This is a genomic window from Specibacter cremeus (genome assembly GCF_003946885.1).
Taxonomy (GTDB): domain Bacteria; phylum Actinomycetota; class Actinomycetes; order Actinomycetales; family Micrococcaceae; genus Specibacter; species Specibacter cremeus.
Map to the genome: position 1 here is coordinate 64,671 of NZ_RWKQ01000012.1, position 15,517 is coordinate 80,187.

The 15,517-nt window shown below is 69.0% G+C and carries 13 protein-coding genes; 7 read left to right on the forward strand and 6 right to left on the reverse strand.

The features are described 5' to 3' along the window. Positions 1-2: 2 nt before the first annotated feature. The 3 genes from leuD (at position 3) to EJC77_RS06455 (ending at position 5,103) form a co-directional block, all read left to right on the forward strand. Entirely contained in the window at positions 3-602 is a 600-nt protein-coding gene (gene leuD, locus EJC77_RS06445) for a 3-isopropylmalate dehydratase small subunit (RefSeq protein WP_125610802.1), read from the forward strand. A 131-nt stretch (positions 603-733) separates the two neighbouring features. Then, positions 734-1,237 (forward strand): MarR family winged helix-turn-helix transcriptional regulator, encoded by a 504-nt coding sequence (locus EJC77_RS06450; RefSeq protein ID WP_125610804.1) that lies wholly within the window; start codon positions 734-736, stop codon positions 1,235-1,237. After that, positions 1,234-5,103, forward strand: a complete 3,870-nt coding sequence (locus EJC77_RS06455) for an ABC transporter ATP-binding protein (protein ID WP_125610806.1) — start codon at positions 1,234-1,236, stop codon at positions 5,101-5,103. The genes EJC77_RS06450 and EJC77_RS06455 overlap by 4 nt, the downstream gene beginning before the upstream one ends. A gap of 23 nt (positions 5,104-5,126) precedes the next feature. Here the strand turns inward: EJC77_RS06455 and EJC77_RS06460 are convergent, their stop codons facing one another. Both EJC77_RS06460 and EJC77_RS06465 read right to left on the reverse strand, forming a co-directional pair. Beyond that, entirely contained in the window at positions 5,127-6,350 is a 1,224-nt protein-coding gene (locus tag EJC77_RS06460; protein WP_240629856.1) for a multidrug effflux MFS transporter, read from the reverse strand. A 48-nt stretch (positions 6,351-6,398) separates the two neighbouring features. Next, on the reverse strand, positions 6,399-7,355 hold the full coding sequence (locus tag EJC77_RS06465) for a hypothetical protein (protein WP_125610808.1): 957 nt from the start codon (positions 7,353-7,355) through the stop codon (positions 6,399-6,401). 367 nt (positions 7,356-7,722) lie between these two features. Between EJC77_RS06465 and murA the strand changes: the two genes are divergently transcribed. The 4 genes from murA to EJC77_RS06485 all read left to right on the forward strand — a co-directional run bounded on the left by murA (position 7,723) and on the right by EJC77_RS06485 (position 12,058). Next, positions 7,723-9,057, forward strand: a complete 1,335-nt coding sequence (gene murA / locus EJC77_RS06470) for a UDP-N-acetylglucosamine 1-carboxyvinyltransferase (RefSeq protein WP_125610810.1) — start codon at positions 7,723-7,725, stop codon at positions 9,055-9,057. Between the two features lie 69 nt (positions 9,058-9,126). Next, positions 9,127-9,879, forward strand: a complete 753-nt coding sequence (locus tag EJC77_RS06475; protein ID WP_240629863.1) for a lysophospholipid acyltransferase family protein — start codon at positions 9,127-9,129, stop codon at positions 9,877-9,879. After that, entirely contained in the window at positions 9,876-10,913 is a 1,038-nt protein-coding gene (locus tag EJC77_RS06480) for an NAD(P)H-dependent glycerol-3-phosphate dehydrogenase (protein ID WP_125610814.1), read from the forward strand. The genes EJC77_RS06475 and EJC77_RS06480 overlap by 4 nt, the downstream gene beginning before the upstream one ends. 2 nt (positions 10,914-10,915) lie before the next feature. Next, positions 10,916-12,058, forward strand: a complete 1,143-nt coding sequence (locus EJC77_RS06485; protein ID WP_240629858.1) for a D-alanine--D-alanine ligase family protein — start codon at positions 10,916-10,918, stop codon at positions 12,056-12,058. Positions 12,059-12,150: 92 nt separating this feature from the next. Here the strand turns inward: EJC77_RS06485 and EJC77_RS06490 are convergent, their stop codons facing one another. The 4 genes from EJC77_RS06490 to EJC77_RS06510 form a co-directional block, all read right to left on the reverse strand. Next, complete coding sequence (locus EJC77_RS06490; protein WP_125610816.1) at positions 12,151-12,678, reverse strand: DUF488 domain-containing protein; 528 nt, start codon at positions 12,676-12,678, stop codon at positions 12,151-12,153. 468 nt (positions 12,679-13,146) lie between these two features. Further along, positions 13,147-13,977: an ABC transporter ATP-binding protein gene (locus EJC77_RS06500; protein WP_125610818.1), complete on the reverse strand. Its 831-nt coding sequence runs from the start codon at positions 13,975-13,977 to the stop codon at positions 13,147-13,149. Then, complete coding sequence (locus EJC77_RS06505; protein WP_125610820.1) at positions 13,967-14,815, reverse strand: ABC transporter ATP-binding protein; 849 nt, start codon at positions 14,813-14,815, stop codon at positions 13,967-13,969. Before EJC77_RS06505 ends, EJC77_RS06500 begins: the two co-directional genes overlap by 11 nt. Next, on the reverse strand, positions 14,815-15,411 hold the full coding sequence (locus EJC77_RS06510; RefSeq protein WP_240629865.1) for an ABC transporter permease: 597 nt from the start codon (positions 15,409-15,411) through the stop codon (positions 14,815-14,817). Before EJC77_RS06510 ends, EJC77_RS06505 begins: the two co-directional genes overlap by 1 nt. Between the last annotated feature and the right edge of the window lie 106 nt (positions 15,412-15,517).

The following is a 15,517-nucleotide window of genomic DNA, read 5'->3' on the forward strand; positions in this document are numbered from 1 at the left end:
CCATGGAACAGTTCACCACCCACACCGGCATCGGGGTCCCGCTGCGTCAGAGCAACGTGGACACGGACCAGATCATCCCGGCCGTGTACCTCAAGCGCATCACGCGCACCGGATTCGAGGACGCGCTGTTCGCCAGCTGGCGCAAGAACCCGGAGTTCATCCTGAACCAGGAGCCGTTCAACGCCGGCTCGGTGCTGGTGGCCGGCGCCGACTTCGGCACGGGTTCCTCGCGCGAGCACGCCGTCTGGGCGCTGAAGGACTACGGCTTCAAGGCCGTGCTCTCCTCCCGCTTCGCCGACATTTTCCGCGGCAACTCCGGCAAGCAGGGCCTGCTCGCCGCCCAGGTCGCCCAGGACGACATCGAGTTGATCTGGAAGGTCCTCGAGCACGCCCCGGGCACCGAGGTCACGGTCGACCTGGTCAGCAAGACCGTGCACGCCGGTGCCGTCGTCGCGCCCTTCGACATCGACGACTACACCCGCTGGCGCCTGCTCGAGGGCCTGGACGACATCGGCCTGACGCTGCGCCACGAGGCGGACATCACCGCGTTCGAGGCCACCCGCCCGTCCTTCAAGCCGACCACGCTGCCGGCGAAAAGCTGACGGACGACGGCGGGCCGTCGCCTGCCGCTGCCCGGTCCCCTTCGCGGGGGTGTCCGGTCCGCCCGCGATTCTGGGCAAACCCACAGCCCGGAACTAGTTCGATCATCGAACAATGGGTCTAGTCTTGGCGCATGAGCACCGACGTCGACGCTGATCCGGATGCCATAACCGACATCGAGACGGCCGGACTTGCCGGGGCCGTGCACGGGCTGGTGCGTGCCGCGCGCGTGCTCGAACGGGCCGCCGACGAGCTGAATCTGGCGCATTTCCGCGTGCTCTCGGCCATTGCGGATGGCGAGGCGCGGGCGTCGAAGGTGGCGGCACGGTTGGCGCTCGGGCGGCCGGCCATCAGCTCGGCGGTGGCCGCCCTGACGGACCGCGGACTACTGTCGCAGGGGACGTCGGCCACCGACCAGCGCGCCGTCGAGCTGCGGCTCACCCCGGCGGGGCGCGCGGTGCTGGCAGCGTGTGAACGGACGCTGGACGACCGCCTGCTCGACCTTGCACGCCTGACCCCCAACCCCACCGCCCTCCTGGCCGCGCTCGACTCACTCAATGCCGCCGTCGACCGTTTCCATGCCGGCCAGTCCCATGCCGGCCAGCCGGCGGGCCCCGCCGAAGCCGCCGCCCCATGAGCCAGCTGAGGGAGCGCACGAAACGCGACGCCGAAGGCGAGGACGGCCAGCGGCACGCGCCGACGACGGGGGCCACAACGCCCGGCTGGCTGCGCCGGCTGTGGGGCTACCTGGCCCGGCACCGGTCCGACCTGGCCATCGCCCTGGCCGCGGCCGTGCTGGGCAGCGCCTGCCAGACGGTCGTCCCGCTCGTGTCCCGGCAGATCGTCGACAACGTGATCCTCACCCGCAGCGCACCGCTGTTGCCGTGGCTCGCCCTGTTGCTGGGCCTGGCCCTGGCCACCTTCGGGTTCGCCTACCTGCGCCGGTACCGGGGCGGGCGCGTCGCGCTGGCCGTCCAATTCGACCTGCGCAATGACATGCACGGCCACCTGCAGTCCATGGACGCCGCCAACCTGGACCGCATGCCCACCGGCCAACTCGTGGCCCGCGCCAATTCGGACACCGCCCTGGTGCAGGGGCTGCTGTCGTTCCTCCCGATGATCAGCGGCAACCTGCTCATGCTGGTCCTGTCCATCGGCGTGATGCTGTACCTGTCCCCGCTGCTGGCCCTGGTCAGCCTCGTCATCGCCCCGGCCCTGATGGTCGTCTCCTACCGGATGCGGTGGCGGATCTTTCCGGCCACGTGGGATGCGCAGCAGCGCGAGGGGGACGTCGCCCAGCTCGTCGACGAGGCCGTCAACGGCGTTCGCGTGGTCAAGGCGTTCGGCCAGGAGGGGCGTGAAATCCGGCGCATGGCCGGCGCCGCCGGAAGCCTGTACGGGTCGCAGCTGCGCGCCACCCGGCTGCAGGCCCGCTACCAACCGTTGTTGCAGGCCATCCCGTCGCTCGGCCAGGTCGCCGTGCTGGCCCTCGGCGGGTGGCTGGTCCTGCAGCATGACATCACGCTCGGCACGTTCCTGGCGTTCTCCACGTACACGGCCCAGCTCATGGCCCCGGTCCGCATGCTGGCCGGCCTGCTGACCATCGGGCAACAGGCGCGCGCCGGGCTGGAACGCATCTTCCAACTGCTGGACCTCAAACCCGCCATCGCCGACGCCCCGGACGCCCGGGCGCTCGCGGACATGCGCGGCGCGATTGAATTCCGTGACGTCACGTTCGGCTACGGTGCGCCCGGCCAGCCGGCGCCCGGCCGACCCGTGCTGGCCGGCGTCAACCTGCGCCTCGAGCCGGGCGAGACGGTCGCCGTCGTCGGCCCCAGCGGCAGCGGCAAGTCAACGCTGGGCCTGCTCGTGGCCCGTTTCCACGACCCGCAGCAGGGCCAGGTCCTCGTCGACGGCCACGACGTGCGCACGCTCACGCTGGCGTCGCTGCGCCGCCCGATCGGCTGCGTGTTCGAGGAGAGCTTCCTGTTTTCCGACACCGTCCGGGCCAACATCGCCTACGGCTTCCCGGACGCCACCGACGCCCAGATCGAGCAGGCCGCGCGGGTGTGCCGGGCGGACGAGTTCATCCGTGCCCTGCCCGCCGGCTACGACACGGTCGTCGGCGAGCGCGGACTGAGCCTGTCCGGCGGGCAGCGCCAACGCATCGCCCTGGCCCGCGCCCTCGTGGCCGGCCCGCGCATCCTCCTCCTGGACGACGCGACCAGTGCCATCGACGCCCGCACGGAGGAGGCGATCCATGCGGGCCTGCGCACCGTCATGGGCCGCCGCACGACGCTGCTCATCGCGCACCGCCGCTCGACGCTGAACCTGGCGGATCGGATCGTCGTCCTCGACGCCGGCCGCATCGTCGACTCCGGCAGCCATGACGAACTCATGGCCCGCAGCGCCGTCTACCGGACCCTGTTGACCGGGCTCGGCGAGGACGACGACGGCACTCGCCTGCCGCCGTCGTCGGCCACGATCGAGCGGCTCGCCGCCGCCACCGACGGGCACCGCGCGCCGCCCCCATCCATGCGGCCGAGCCTGGGCGCACCAAGTCTGGGCGCACCGAGCCTGGGCGCGGGCCTCGGACGCGGCGGTGGCGGGTGGCGGCGCAACCTGGCGCCCACGCCCGAGCTGCTGGCGCGGGTGGCGGCGCTGCGCCCGGTCCGCGACACGGCGGAGATCGACCTGGCCGCCGAGACCCGCCCCGACCCGGCCTTCACCCTGTGGCGGCTGCTCAAGGAATTCCGCCGGCCGCTGCTGCTGGGCCTGCTGCTGGTGGTCCTCGACGCCGGGGCGTCGCTGATCGGGCCGGTGCTGGTGCGGGTGGGGATCGACGACGGCGTCACCCGGGGCCTGTGGGGCGTGCTGGCCGCGGCGTCCACGGTGTACCTGGTCGCCACGCTGGCCGACCTGGTGATCGGGATGGCCGAGACGTTCGTCACCGGCCGCACCGCGCAGCGCGTCATGCTGTCACTGCGGCTGCGGATCTGGGCGCAGCTGCAGCGCCTGTCCCTGGACTACTACGAACGCGAGATGGCCGGGCGGATCATGACCCGGATGACCACCGACGTGGACCAGTTCGAGTCGCTGATCCAGAACGGCCTGTTGTCGGCGCTCGTGGCGTTCGTGACGTTCGCCGGGGTGGGCGGGGCGTTGGTCGTGTTCAACGCGGAACTGGCACTGGCCGTGTTCGCCGTCGTCGTGCCACTGACCCTGGCCACCCTGCTGTTCCGGCGGCGCGCCGGCAGGCTGTACGATGCGGCGCGGGAGCGGATCGCCGTGGTCAACGCCGATTTCCAGGAGAGCCTGGCCGGGGTGCGCGAGTCGCAGGCGTTCGTGCACGAGGCCGCGACGCGCGCCAGGTTCCACCTGCTTGGGCAACGGTACCTGGAATCCCGGGTCGCGGCGCAGCGGCTCGTTGCCACCTACTTCCCGTTCGTGGCGTTCCTGTCCTCTGTGGCGACGGCCATTGTGCTCGGCGTCGGCTCGGCCATGATGGCCGATGGTGCGCTCACGGCCGGGGCGTTGATCGCATTCATCCTGTACATCGACATGTTCTTCTCGCCGATCCAGCAACTGTCCCAGGTCTTCGACGCCTGGCAGCAGACCCGGGTCTCGGTGCTGCGGATTTCCGACCTGATGAAACTGGAGACGGGAACCCCGCCCGCGCCCGACGCCCTCGTACCGGGCGCGCTGGACGGGCAGTTGGCCCTGGCCGGCGTGCACTTCCGGTATCCGCAGCCGCCGGTTCGGGTGCAGCCGCGGGGCCCGGCCGATCCGCGGCCGCCGCGCATGGAAGCGCCGCGATTGCCGCCGGAGGCCCTCCGTGGCGTCACCCTGCACGTGCCGCCGGGGCAGACCGTGGCCCTGGTGGGGGAGACCGGCGCCGGCAAATCGACCGTGATGAAGCTGCTGGCCCGGTTCTATGACCCGGATGTCGGGACGGTCCGGGTGGATGGGCTGGACCTGCGCGGGCTGGATCTGCCGGCTTACCGGCGTCGGCTCGGTTACGTGCCGCAGGAGGCGTTCCTGTTCACCGGCACTATCCGGGACAACATCGCCTACGGCCGGCCCGACGCCCGCTTGGAGACGGTGGTCGGCGCGGCCCGCGCCGTCGGCGCCCATGACTTCATTGCCGGACTTGACGGCGGTTACGACCACGAACTGGCCGAGCGCGGCCGCTCCCTGTCCGCCGGGCAGCGCCAGCTCATCGCCCTGGCCCGGGCGGAGCTGGTGGACCCGGCCATCCTGCTGCTCGACGAGGCCACCTCCAACCTGGACCTGGCCACCGAGGCGCGGGTCACGGCGGCCATGCACACCGTGGCCCGTGGCCGCACCACGGTGGTGATCGCCCACCGGCTGCCCACGGCCCGGGCCGCCGACCGGATCGTTGTCGTCGCCGGCGGGCGCGTCGCCGAGGCGGGCACGCACGACGAACTGCTGGCCGCCGGCGGCCCGTATGCGGCCATGTGGGAGGCGTTCGAACCGGCCTGAATCCTGCAACAGCCGTGCGGCGCCTACCGACCGGCGTCGGGCGTGTGGAACCGGTCGGCGGTGTAGGCCAGGGCACACACCATGAGCAGGGCCGAACCGGAGAGTGCAATGCCCAGGGGCAGCGCCGAATGCTCCCCGGCCAGCCCGACCAGCGGGCTGACGAGTGCACCCATGGCGAACTGCGCACCGCCGAGCCAGGCCGAGCCGCTGCCCGCGACGTGCCGGACCTCGGCCAGCGCCAGCGCCGTCGTGTTGCCCATCAGGAACCCGATCGAGGACACCAACAAGAAGACGGGGACGGCCAGCCAGCCGGCCGGCACACCGACGAGCACCAGCACCAGGAACAACACGGCCAGGCCCAGCGCCGTGCAGCCGGCCACGGACACCGTCCGGCGGATCGGCACGCGCCCGACAAGCCGGGCGGCGATCGTGCCGGAAATCATCATGCCCAGGGCATTGGCGCCGAAGGCCAGGCCGTAGTGCACCGGACTCAACCCGATGACCGACTGGTACAGGAACGGCGAGGCCGAGATGTAGCCCATGAGGATCCCGAACGTGGCACCGAACATCACGATGTAGCCGACGAAGCGCCGGTTGCGCAACGCCACGCCCAGCCCGCCGAACGTCCGGCCCGGGCGCCGGCGCACCGGCGGGAGGCTTTCGCGCACCACCAGCAGCACGCACGTGAGCATCAGCAGTGCCGCGCCGGCCAGCACCCACAGGATGCCGCGCCAGTCGATGAGCCCGAGCAGGCCGCTGCCCAGCAGCGGCGCCACGGCCGGGGCGATGCCGGTGATCGTCATCATGATCGTGAAGACCCTGGCGGCGCCGGCACCCGCCACCCGGTCCGGGATGATGGCGCGGCCGATCACGACGCCGGCGCCCGCGCTGAGTCCCTGCAGGAGGCGGGCGATGACCAGCACCTCCCACGACGGCGCCATGGCCACCAGCACGGAGGCGAGGGCGAACACGCTCGAGCCGACGAACAGAGGACGCATCCGCCCGTACTTGTCCGACACCGGGCCGAAAACCAGCTGTCCGGCGCCCATGCCGAGCAGGAACGCCGTCAGCGTCAACTGGACCTGGGAGGCGCTCACGCCCAGGTCGGTCGCCATGACCGGGAAACCGGACAGGTACAGGTCCGAGGCCAGCGGCCCGGTCATCGCCAGCAGAGCCAGGACCAGCAGCAGGCGCAGCGGCAGTCCCGCGCGGGAGCGGGCGGACGGATCGGGGGTTGGTGATGCCACGACGTCAACCCTAGACGGTCGTCGCGCCGCCACAGGCGGCGGACATCCTCAGCGGCGCCGTCGCTGGTCCAATCCGGCCCGACGCAACGTGGCTACCAACCGTTCCGGGTGCACCAGGTCTTCCCATTCCCACCGGACAACGACCAGGCCCAGCGCCCGCAGCCTGTCCTCGCGCCGCTTCTCCCGGACCACCACCTCGCCGGGTGTCCTGCTGTTCAGGAACTGGTCTTCCTTGTACTTGCCGTGTCCGTCGAATTCCCCGACGGTTTGCTGTTCCTTCCAGTCGAAGTCCGAGTAGCCGATCAGGCCCTTGGAGTCGAAGAAAGCGTTCTGCAGTCGCGGGAGCGGGAATCCGTTCAGGATCATGATGGCCCGGCTCAGCGATTCGCCGGCGGATTCGGACGCGCCGTTGGCCAGGTCGAGCACGCGCGTGGCGCGCGCTCGATGTGTTGCGTGCTTGAGTCGTTCGATTGACGGCACCACATCGGGCGGTGACATGAGGCGCGCATTCGGAACGCCCGCCAGTAATTGCGGCCGAATGAGACGGTCCATGACGGGCAGGGCGATCCCGAGTCGGCGGTGTGCGGCGATGTCGCGGGCCGTCTCGATAGGCGGCGTCACCAGCAGCCCGTCCATGATCCATGGGTCAGGGTCGCCTTTGACGCCTACCACCCGGCAGATCCCGTTCCGGCTCCGGCCACCGGTGGCGCTGCCCCGGATGAGCGTCTGTACCTGTGCCGGTATGAACGGCGGATTCATGCCCAGGATGTGCGCCGCGGTTTCCAGGGCGAACACCGGCGGCTCGCCCACCGCCGAATCGTTCACGGCCTGGACCTGTTGCCGGAATCGTTCCCAGGGTTTCAGGCCGGCCCAATACGCCGCCGGAAGGTACAGCCCGCGGCGGACGCGGACCAGATCCCGCGCCGCCGTCTGGCGGGAGCGTTGTCTGGCGTCGGCTGGGCACTCGGCGGGCGGCAGCCAGGGGGCGGGTATGAAGGGTGCCATGCCCCGATGCTCGGGCACGCGCACAGACCGCGCCACGCGGGGAGCCAGGGCTGTGGATACCGCGCGGCATGGCCAGTTCGGGGGAGGACTGGATTCTGTGGACTCTCCCGGACGGCTTCCGCGCCTCCATGGAGTTCCGCGCCAGTCGTGGTCTTGCGCGCCCGATATTTGGGGCGCGCAAGACCACGACTGGCGCGTGATCCCGGCACCGAGGAATTCGCGCCCGATCCGGACGGGCCGCGACGGGATGCACGGGCCCCAGCAACACCAACGGCCGCGTCATTTCGGCATCCCGGGGCTAGAAACTATGCTTAGTTGAGGCCGCCACCACCCACGGCGGCCGTGTAGGCATGAGGATTGGTTGTAGATGAGCGGTGTGCTGACAGTCCGTGGCGGGGTTCCGCTCAAGGGTCGCGTGCAGGTGCGCGGGGCGAAGAACCTGGTTCCGAAAGCCATGGTCGCGGCATTGCTGGGCAACGAGCCGTCGGTGCTCCGCAACGTCCCGGAGATCAAGGACGTCGAGGTCGTCACGTCGCTGCTGCAGCTGCACGGCGTCACGGTCGTCAAGGACCCGCAGACCGGGGACCTGACCATGGACCCGGCCAACGCGAAGACGGCCTCCAGCGCCGAGATCAACACGCACGCCGGCGACTCGCGCATCCCCATCCTGTTGTGCGGGCCGCTGATCCACTCGATCGGGCACGCGTTCATCCCGGACCTGGGCGGCTGCAAGATCGGCGACCGGCCCATCGACTACCACCTGGACGTGCTGCGCAAGTTCGGCGCCGTCGTCGACAAGGAGGCCGGCGGCATCCGCATCTCCGCCCCGGGCGGCCTGAAGGGGACGAAGATCCACCTGCCGTACCCGAGCGTCGGCGCCACCGAGCAGGTGCTGCTCTCCGCCACGCGGGCCGACGGCATCACGGAACTGACCGGCGCCGCCACCGAGCCGGAGATCGTCGACCTGATCGCCGTGCTGCAGAAGATGGGCGCCATCATCTCCGTCCAGACGGACCGGACCATCCGCATCGAGGGCGTCCGCGAGCTGGGCGGCTATGTGCACACCGCGCTGCCGGACCGCAACGAGGCCGCGTCGTGGGCGTGCGCGGCGTTGGTCACCCGTGGGGACATCTACGTCCAGGGCGCCTGCCAGCGCGACATGATGACGTTCGTGAACACGTTCCGCAAGATCGGCGGCGGCATGGACATCAACGACGACGGCATCCGCTTCTACCACCCGGGCGGGGACTTGAAGCCGCTCGTCCTGGAGACCGACGTCCACCCCGGTTTCATGACCGACTGGCAGCAGCCGCTCGTCGTCGCGCTCACCCAGGCCGGCGGCGTGTCGATCGTGCACGAGACCGTGTACGAGAACCGGTTCGGCTTCACCGACGCCCTGGTCCGCATGGGCGCCGGCATCCAGTTGCACCGCGAGTGCCTGGGCAGCGTCCCGTGCCGGTTCGGCCAGCGCAACTTCACCCACTCGGCCGTCATCTCCGGCCCCACCCCGTTGAAAGGCACGCACATCGACGTCCCGGACCTGCGCGGCGGCTTCAGCCACATGATCGCCGCCCTGGCGGCGGAGGGCACGTCCACGGTCACCGGCATCGACGTGATCAGCCGCGGGTACGAGCGGTTCACGAGCAAGCTGGACGGCCTGGGCGCCGACTTCGACATCGCCAAGCACAAGGTGATGGTGTAGCCACCGGTGGCCGGCCCAGCGAACAGCACAAGCGAACACCGACGCGGCACCCGCCTCTTCTTCGGCGTCCTGGCGTGGACGGCCCGCCCGCTGATCAACCTCCTGACCGCGAAGAAATGGGAGGGGCTCCACAACCTCCCGACGGGCCGGGGCTTCATCGCCGCACCGAACCACTGCACCGAGATCGACCCGGTCATTGTCGGCCATATGCTGTACAACCAGAACGTCATGCCGCACTTCCTGGCCAAGGAAGGGCTGTTCCGTGTGCCGGGGCTCGGTGCGCTGCTGCGCGGTTCCCGCCAGATCCCGGTTGAGCGCAGCGGGGCCGGCGCCGGCAGGTCACTGGAGGTCGCCCGGGGTGTGCTCGACGACGGCGACGCGGTCATCATCTACCCGGAGGGGACGCTGACCCGTGATCCGGACCTGTGGCCCATGAAGGGGCGCACCGGGGCCGCCCGGCTGGCGCTGAACACGGGCGCCCTCGTCGTGCCCATCGCGCATTGGGGGGCCCAGGAGGTGTTCCCGCGGTACGCCAAGCGCTTGCACGTCTTCCCGCGCAAGACCACCCGCGTGCTCGTGGGCAAGCCGGTCGACCTGGACCGCTTCATGGACGGCCCGGATGACAAGGCCACGCTGGAGGCCATGACGGAGGTCATCATGGACGCCATCACCGAGCTGTTGGAGCAGTTGCGCGGCGAGAAGGCCCCGGCGCAGCGTTGGGACCCGACCGCGCACCACCAGACATTGCACGGCCGGTTCATGGAGCGCGGCGAGGAGCCGACGGACGGCGGCGGCACACCGGAAACGGGGGATGGCCAGTGAGTTTTGGCGAGAGGGCCGCGCCGGCCAAGATCGCGGTATTGGGGGCGGGCAGCTGGGGGACCACGTTCGCGAAGATCCTCGGCGACGCGGCCACGGGCACGGACCGGCGCATCGTGGTGTGGGGTCGGCGTGCCGAGGTCGTGGACCAGATCAACAACGCGCACCGCAACGCCCGCTACCTGTCGCAGGTGGCGCTGCCGGCGAACATCACCGCCTCGACGGACGCCGGGGAGGTCATCGCCGGTGCCCAGATCGTCGTGCTGGCCGTGCCCGCACAAACCCTGCGCGGCCAGTTGCGGGGGTGGGCCGGGCACCTGGCCGCGGACGCCGTCGTCGTCAGTCTCATGAAGGGACTGGAACTGGGCACCGACGCGCGCATGTCGCAGGTGATCGCCGAGGAGCTGGCGCTGCCCCCGGAGCGGATCGTCGTCGTGTCGGGGCCGAACCTGGCCATGGAGATCGCCCGGCAGGAACCCACTGCCTCGGTGGTGGCGTGCGCCGACGAGGGCACCGCGCGGTGGGTGGCCGGCGCGTGCACGTCCAGCTACTTCCGCCCGTACACGAACTCCGACGTGGTGGGCGTGGAGATCGGCGGCATCGTGAAGAACGTGATCGCCCTGTGCGTGGGCATCTGCGAGGGGCAGAAGGTCGGCGACAACACGAAGGCGTCCGTCATCACGCGCGGGCTGGCCGAGACCACCCGGCTGGCGTTGGCGCTGGGCGGAAGGACCGAGACCCTGGCGGGGCTGGCGGGGCTGGGCGACCTGGTCGCCACGTGCTCGTCGTCGCTGAGCCGCAACCACACGGCCGGGCGCATGCTGGGCGAGGGCCTGACGCTGGACGAGGTCAACAACCGCATGACGCAGACGGCCGAGGGCATCAAGTCCGGCCGCGCCGTCGCGGACCTGGCCCGTCGCGTGGGCGTGGACATGCCGATCACCAACGCCGTGGTCGCCGTGCTGGACGGCGACCTGCATGTTGAGAACCTGGGCAAGTTGCTGCTGGCCCGCGAACTGAAATCCGAAGGCGAATAGCGTTGAGCACTGAACATTCCTCCCCTGGTCCTGCCGCCGGCCGCGTGCGCGTGGCCATCCTGTTCGGCGGGCGCTCGAGCGAGCACGCGGTCAGTTGCGTGACCGCCGCCGGCGTGATGGGCGCGATTGACACGGAGAAGTACGACGTCGTTCCCATCGGTATCGCGAAGAATGGCCAGTGGGTGCTGGCGAACGGGGACGTCTCGGCGTGGTCGCTGAGCGAAGGGTCGCTGCCGGAGGTGACGGCGGGGTCCGCGACCGTGTCGCTGGCGCACCGGGACGGTGCTCCGGCGTTGGTGGTCAGCGAACCGTCCTCGGTGCCGCGCGAGCTGGGCGGCGTGGACGTCGTGTTCCCGTTGCTGCACGGGCCGTTCGGCGAGGACGGCACCATCCAGGGGTTGCTGGAGCTCTCCGACACCCGGTACGTGGGGGCCGGCGTGCTGGCCTCGGCCCTGGGCATGGACAAGCACTACATGAAGGTGGTGTTCGAGGCGGCCGGGTTGACCGTGGGCCCGTACGTGGCCGTGACGGACCGGCAGTGGACCATGGACCCCGCCGCGGTGCGGGCGCGCGTGGCGGCACTGGGGTTCCCGGTGTTCGTCAAGCCGGCCCGGGCGGGGTCGTCGATGGGCATCACGAAGGTTTCCGCGCCGGAGGAGTTGGATGCCGCGATTCTGGCCGCCCGGGAGCATGACCTGAAACTCGTGATCGAGGCCGGCATCGTGGGCCGTGAGATCGAGTGCGCCGTGCTGGAGGGGCGGGGCGGCGACGCGCCCCGGACGTCCCTGCCGGGCGAGATCGCGCTGGCGGACCATGCCCACGCGTTCTACGATTTCGAGGCCAAGTACGTCCAGGGCGACGCCGTGAACCTGAGCTGCCCGGCCGACATCCCGGCTCCCGCGATTGCCCGCATTCGCGAGCAGGCGGCCCTGGCCTTCGACGCCGTGGGCGCCGAGGGCTTGTCCCGGGTCGACTTCTTCTACACGCCCGCCGGGGACGTGATCATCAACGAGGTCAACACGATGCCGGGCTTCACGCCGTCGTCCATGTACCCGCAGATGTGGGCCGCGTCCGGGCTCGCCTACCCGGACCTGATCGACGAACTGCTGCAGCTGGCCCTGCACCGGAAGACCGGCCTGCGCTGACCCGTCGGTGGTCGAGCTTGCCGGTGGTCGAGCTTGTCGAGACCCCGGTGGTCGAGCCTGTCGAGACCCAGGGCATGATGATTTCGACGGGCTCAATCACCGGGCGGGTACGTGATCGTGGTCCCCTCGACGTGCGCGAAGGAGGTCAGCGTGTGTGGTGTCGCCGATTTCGCCGTCATGATGTCCAGCACGGTGACGCCGCGCACCAGCAGGGCATCGCCGATCAGGGAGCGGTGGCAACGCCACGGCACGGCCTCGGCGCACATGATGGCCGCGTCGCTGTGCCGGCCCCAGTGGATGAGCTTATCCACGGCTTCGGCGAAGTCCGGGGTTTGCATGTAATCGGCGTAGCCCTGGAAGGATGCGTTGTGCCAGGCCCCGTTCGGGCTGTCCTTCCGCACGTGGCGCAGGCCGCCGAGCGCCTCCATCCGGCGGTAGGTGATGCCGCGGGCGCGGACGCTGGTCGCCACCGCCTCCTCCATGAATTGCGGGTTGTGGCGTGACTTGGGGATGGTCCGGATGTCGATCAGCTTCTTGATCCCGTGTGCCTTGAGCAGCTCGATGAAATCGTCAATTGGATGGGTCGAGTGTCCCACGGTGTATATGGTGATGTCCGCCATTGTCTCTCCAAGGACCAGGCTCGGATGGATGGTGCCCGGGGCCAATACGCAGTCTATGATGCGAGCATTCCGTGGGCCCTTTCGCCGAGGTAGCGTCATCACGTCGAAGTAGCGGAACATATGCGGTCCCCGTCGGCGCTTTGGCGCTACCTCGGCGCATCTGCGGGATCTTCAAGGCCGCGTTTGACAGCTCGGAGAGCACCGTGCTGGAGGGGATCTTGCGCGCGTCGATGACCACCTCCGTGGCCGGCACTCGCCCGTAGGTGGTCAGCGTCCACGTCGGGTCGCCTTGCTTGATCATCCAGTCGACGTCGTTCACGCCCACGCAGCGGTCCAATTCCTGCGGTCCGATCCACGGAAATCACGCCGCCCTGGTTGCTTGCGACTGATTGAACCGTCGCCGTTTGACCTTTTTGAAGCCAAGTGCGGGTCAGGCTGCCAGCAGGGGATTACCAAGCCGTTCGCTGGTCAGTTTTGTCGGCGGGTCGGCAGGCCTGGCAGTTTCCCGAGGCCATCGGCCACCGGGATTGCGGCCAACAGGCGTCTCGCGTAGGCGCTCGTAGGATGCCTCCACACCGTGTCCACGGGTCCTTCCTCCTCGATGATGCCCCGGTTCATGACCGCCACCCTGTCGGCGATGGTCCGCACGATGGCCAAGTCGTGGCTGATGAAGAGCAGCCCGGAACCAGCCTGGATGGCCAGATCACGCATCAGGGCGGCAACACGTTGCTGCAATGACGCATCGAGCGACGCAATCGGTTCATCCCCAATGAGCAGGTCCGGCCCTGTCCCAATGGCCCGGGCAATGGCAATCCGCTGGCGTTGACCACCCGAGAACTGGTGCGGGTACTTGTCCCGGTCTGATGGGTGTAGTCCCACCTTTTCAAGCAACTCGTTCACGTTCCACGCATCGCGTTGCCGGTTCAGGCCAAGTCCGTCCTCGATCTGCGAACCAATCCGGCGCCGCGGGTTAAGCGACGCATAGGGATTTTGAAAGACCATTTGGATACCCAAAAGGTGCTTCGGGCGGCGTTTCATGCTCAACGGTGAAACTGGTTCGCCGTTGAATAGGACGGAGCCGGAGGTGAGCGGCTCAAGCCCGCAGACGGCACGTGCCGTCGTCGATTTCCCGCACCCGGACTCGCCCACTAGGCCCAGCACTTCACTCCGGCGCAAACTCAGGCTGACACCGTCGACGGCCGTGAGCAGGCTCCGGCCGGGACGCCGGTACGTGACGGTTATGTCGTTGACGGCCAGGATTTCCTCGGCCCCATCGCCGGCTGGCGTCTCATTCGTCATCGTCGTCCACCATTATCGCTTCGTGGGTCGGCAGCGCATCGATCAGCGCCTTCGTATACGGATGCTTGGGCGATGTGATCACCTGGAACCGATTTCCGGTCTCAACGACCTCTCCATTGCGCATGACGGCGATCGTGTCCGCCAGCGCCGACATGACGCCGAGGTCGTGGGTGACCAACAGGATGGCGATGCCCAGGTCATCGCACAGCCGCCGGAGGAGCCGCAGCACACCGGCTTGAACCGTGACGTCGAGCGCCGTCGTTGGTTCATCGGCAAGCAGCACGGACGGGTTGCACGCCAACGCAATGGCAATCGCAATACGTTGCAACTGTCCGCCGGAGAACTGGTGCGGAAACTTCCGCAGTGCCTCCTCGGGCCGTGGCACCTCAACCATTGTCAGCAACTCGACGGCACGATGGTGCGCTTCCGCCTTGCCGTACTTCATGTGGTGCCGCATGTGATCCGTAAGTTGGCCGCCGATGCTGATCATCGGGTGCAGGCTCGCCGTCGGGTCCTGGAAGATCATGCTGATCTTTCGCCCCCGTAACGCGTTCATCCGCCGCGGCGAAAGGTCCAGGAGGTTTTGTCCTTCAAAGATGGCGTCGCCGCTGGTAACGGACCCATCCGGCAACAGCCCGCATACTGCCATGGCGGTCATCGTCTTCCCGGAACCGGATTCGCCCGCCAGGCCCGTGATCCTGCCGGCGGGAACCTCGACGTCGATTCCCTTCAGGATTGTCTTTATGGACTTCCCATTTCGGATCTCTAGCCGAAGGCCCCGGATGCTTAACCCCGGGCTCACGGTGGCCGGAGCGGCGGAGGCGTTGATTCCAGCCATCAGATTGCCCTTCCCTGCACGGCGTCGGCCGTGCGTGGATCGAGAGAGTCGCGCCAGGCGTCGCCCAGGAAGTTGAAGGCCAGCACAACCGACAGGATGGCCAACCCGGGGAAGACGGCGATCCACCAGGAGGAGAACTGTTGAACGCCGTCGGACACCATGGCGCCCCAGTCCGGCGTCGGAGGAACAGCACCCAGGCCGAGGAACGACAACCCGGACAACAGGAGGATGGCCGTGCCCACATCGAGGGTGGCCAGCACCAACAGGGGCGCGAGCACGTTGGGCAAGATGTCACGCCACAGCGACGTGAACGCTCCCGATCCCATGAGTCGACCGGCGATCACGTACTCGCTTCCGCGAGCACCGATCACCAGGGACCGCATCACGCGGGCATAGGACGGCCAGGAGACAATCAGCATTGCGATGACCGCGTTTGTCAGGCTTGGGCCCAAGGCGGCCGCGATCACCATGGCCAAAATGATGGTCGGGAAGGCGAACACCAGGTCGGCAATGCGCATGATGGTTTCATCGATGGCTTTGCCGAAATAGCCGGCGATTGCCCCCAGGGACCCGCCAAGAATCATGGCGCACACCACGAGCAGCAAGGACAGGGGGAGGGATGTTTGGGACCCCGCCAATGTTCTGGATAGGACATCCCTGCCCAATTGGTCCGTGCCGAACCAGTGGGCCGCGCCGGGGGGC

Coding starts and splice junctions, on each gene's coding strand:
- leuD (WP_125610802.1), top strand. CDS start 3: ATGGAACAGTTCACCACCCACACCGGCATCGGGGTCCCGCTGCGTCAG.
- EJC77_RS06450 (WP_125610804.1), top strand. CDS start 734: ATGAGCACCGACGTCGACGCTGATCCGGATGCCATAACCGACATCGAG.
- EJC77_RS06455 (WP_125610806.1), top strand. CDS start 1,234: ATGAGCCAGCTGAGGGAGCGCACGAAACGCGACGCCGAAGGCGAGGAC.
- EJC77_RS06465 (WP_125610808.1), bottom strand. CDS start 7,355: ATGGCACCCTTCATACCCGCCCCCTGGCTGCCGCCCGCCGAGTGCCCA.
- murA (WP_125610810.1), top strand. CDS start 7,723: ATGAGCGGTGTGCTGACAGTCCGTGGCGGGGTTCCGCTCAAGGGTCGC.
- EJC77_RS06490 (WP_125610816.1), bottom strand. CDS start 12,678: ATGGCGGACATCACCATATACACCGTGGGACACTCGACCCATCCAATT.
- EJC77_RS06500 (WP_125610818.1), bottom strand. CDS start 13,977: ATGACGAATGAGACGCCAGCCGGCGATGGGGCCGAGGAAATCCTGGCC.
- EJC77_RS06505 (WP_125610820.1), bottom strand. CDS start 14,815: ATGGCTGGAATCAACGCCTCCGCCGCTCCGGCCACCGTGAGCCCGGGG.